Here is a 2,960-nt window from a genome sequence, read left to right on the forward strand (position 1 = left end):
GCGTGAGGAATGTCTGGTCGCGTGTGCTGGTCGACAGCGCGATGGCAGTGGTGGCACCGGACCGTTTCCCGACGGAAGCGTTGTCGGAAACGTTGGTGGGCTACGCGTTGCAGACACCGGCCGAGGGCGATGCAGACGCGATAGCTAAGTCGATCCGGGCGAGCACGACCCTTGGCGGTTCTGAGCTGGAGAGTGCCGTCAACAATACGGGTTATGCCATTCGGGAAAACTTGGGCATCGATCCCGCGCTGCGCGTCTTCAAGTTGAATACCGTGCTCTTCCCGGATTCGGCCAACGCCTGGGACAGCCTGGCCGAAACCCATGCGGCCAAGGGCGACACAGAAATGGCAAAGGCGCTGTACGACAAAGCCCATCGGCTCTCGGCGCGGTCAGAAGGGGGCAAGGATCTTGTGCGATAGCCCCCACGCGCGGGGCAGCTTGTAGGCCCACCGCGCGTGCAACAGAATCGGCGCAGATTGGCTGCTCGAAGTCTTATGCCCTGGGACTACCCCAACCCGTTCACTCTGCCCACCATCGTGCAGGGCCACGACATCGATGGCTTGAACCACACCAACAACGCGGTGTACGTGCAATGGTGCGAAAAGGTGGCCTGGGCGCACTCCGAGGCGCTGGGGTTGGCCTTGGCCGACTACCACCGGCTCGACCGCGCGATGGCGATTCGGCGCGGCGAGTACGAGTACGTGCTGCCGTCCGGCCTGGGCGACGAGATGACGCTGGGCACCTGGCTGTTCAGCGGCGACGGCAAGCTGGCAATGAACCGACGCTTTCAGCTGATCCGCGACCGCGATGGGGCCACGATCCTGCGCGGGCAGTGGGACCTCGTCTGCATCGAGCTGAGCAGCGGCCGGCCGCGTCGCATGCCGCCGGAGTTTTGCGAGGTCTATCTGGCAGCGGCTGTTGATCGTCCAGTGCCTGAAGGTGATTGAGGATCGCTACGCTTGCACAGAGCACCTCGGCAAGGTTACGTCGGGCCGGTTTGTCCAGTTGGTGGAACGTCGCATCGGTTGTGTAGATGCGAGGTCGTATGCATCATCCGCTCGGCCGAGCGGCGTGGCGGGCAGCTTGCGAGCCCTAGCAGTTGGTCAGCTTCAACTCGCGGATGACAGCAGCGCAGCGGGGTGCGGTCKGTCGAGCCACGTGTGCGGCTGACTCCTCCCGGCCATTTCCTGTCCGTCATATGGGACCGCTTGTGAGCGGCCCGGCTCAAGATACTTGCGTGGCCACACTGTGTCGCTCCCACGACATCTTCAGATGGTCAATTAACCAGCGACCCGCGGGTCCGGGCGGTTCAGAAGCCTGGTGAAAAGCAGACATGGTCAACATGAACCCGGTTCGCGGCATGTCATCGACATCCAGGACCACCAAGGTTCCCTCAGCGATGTCCTTCTGCACCATGTGCAGAGGCATGCCTCCCCAACCGAGGCAGTCTTTGAGGAACGCGTACTTGGTCGACAGGTCCGCCAATCGCCAGGTCGATGGCGACGCGACGCCGTAGTCCTTGCCTGCCATGAGGTCGGACCTGTCGGTGAGCACGAGTTGGACGTGCTTCGCCAACTCGCGCTTCGGAATCCGCTGGCCAAAGCTGGCAAGGGGATGACTCGCGGCAGCGACTGAGACCAGCGGCACTTCGCCCAATCRCTCGCTCACCAAGGACGGGAACGTCAGTGACGGCAAGGTCGAAAGAATGCCCAAACTGCACCGTCCATCCAGGACAGGTTGATAGGCCGCTCCCAACCCCTCCACGAACAGGCGCAACGGCGTCAGCGGGAACTGGCTGGCGAATGCCTTGGCCGCCGCGCTGACGAGCGCGGTTGGGAAGAACACGTCAACCACCACCGAGAGCTCGGTCTCCAGGCCTGCCGCCATCAGCTTCGCGCGGGCCTTCAGCGTGTCCACGCCAGACACGATGTTGCGGGCGTCGGCAAGCAGCAGCACACCTTCGGGTGTGAGCTTCGGGAATCTTCCTGAGCGGTCGAAGAGCACGACCCCGATTTGGTCCTCCAACCCGCTGACCCAGCCGCTGACGGCTGATTGCACGCGATTGAGCTTGCGCGCAGCGGCCGAGAAGCTTCCCTCGTCCACCGCGGCGATGAAGGTTCTGAGCTGGTCCAGGGAGACGCCGTCGAGCATTTGAGCCTCCTTCCATCTTCAAAACAGATGGTTCGCATCTCAATATACCGGCTTCTCAGAACGGAGGCCGGTCTCCATCATTCGTACCCATGCAGCCATCGCCGCAAAGGATACGAAGTGATAGCCACCCATCTGGAATCGACTGCTCTTGGCGAAACCAGCCAACCCCAGCCGCAACCCGCGGCCGGAACCGCATCGCGCTACAGCCGCACGGCCATCGTGTTGCACTGGGTCCTCGGTCTGGCCATCGTGGGCGTGTTCGGTGTCGGCCTCTACATGGCCAACCTGCCGTTCTCTCCCCTGCGCCTGAAGTTGTTCAACTGGCACAAGTGGGCGGGTATGAGCCTCCTGGCTCTGTCGGCGCTGCGCCTGATGTGGCGCCTGACCCATCGGCCTCCCGCCTTGCCTGCGCGCATTGCCGCGGCGATGCCCGCCTGGCAGCACTGGCTGCACGAGGCGACCCACTGCGCGCTCTACGTCCTGTTCTTCGCCGTACCGCTCATCGGCTGGGCCTATAGCTCGGCGGCAGGGTTCCCCATCGTGGTGTTCGGCGTGCTGCCGATTCCCGACTTCGTGCCCGCCGACAAGGCGCTGGCAGCTCTCATCAGGCCTTGGCACGAATTCAGCGCCTTCGCATTGATTGGCCTGGCGCTGCTGCACGCGGCAGCTGCCATGAAGCACCAGTGGTGGGACCGCGATGGCCTGCTGAGCCGCATGTGGCCCGGTCGTCGCTGAACGCTCCCTCAACCGAATCTTCCCTAGGAGTCTCCATGAAGTCCCCTCGTCTCGTCTACTTCGCCGTCCTGGCC

Annotated in this window: 4 protein-coding genes; 3 read left to right on the forward strand and 1 reads right to left on the reverse strand. The window is 63.5% G+C overall.

The features are described from left to right. Both AC1DYI_RS31230 and AC1DYI_RS31235 read left to right on the forward strand, forming a co-directional pair. The coding region (locus tag AC1DYI_RS31230) for a hypothetical protein (protein ID WP_477208001.1) at nt 1–419 on the forward strand (419 nt) is incomplete at its 5' end. Nucleotides 420–494: 75 nt separating this feature from the next. Then, entirely contained in the window at nt 495–947 is a 453-nt protein-coding gene (locus AC1DYI_RS31235; protein WP_477208002.1) for an acyl-CoA thioesterase, read from the forward strand. A 277-nt stretch (nt 948–1,224) separates the two neighbouring features. Here AC1DYI_RS31235 and AC1DYI_RS31240 read toward each other — a convergent pair whose 3' ends face one another. Next, the gene (locus AC1DYI_RS31240) at nt 1,225–2,151 is read right to left on the reverse strand and encodes a LysR family transcriptional regulator (RefSeq protein ID WP_477208003.1); all 927 of its coding nucleotides are present in this window, start codon (nt 2,149–2,151) and stop codon (nt 1,225–1,227) included. Nucleotides 2,152–2,268: 117 nt separating this feature from the next. On the opposite strand from AC1DYI_RS31240, the gene AC1DYI_RS31245 reads away from it, so the two are divergent. Continuing rightward, a complete protein-coding gene (locus tag AC1DYI_RS31245; protein WP_477208004.1) occupies nt 2,269–2,886 on the forward strand; it encodes a cytochrome b in 618 nt (205 codons plus the stop codon). Nucleotides 2,887–2,960: the final 74 nt, after the last annotated feature.

Source organism: Ideonella sp. P3_A4, from assembly GCF_056403075.1.

Coding starts and splice junctions, on each gene's coding strand:
- AC1DYI_RS31235 (WP_477208002.1), top strand. CDS start 495: ATGCCCTGGGACTACCCCAACCCGTTCACTCTGCCCACCATCGTGCAG.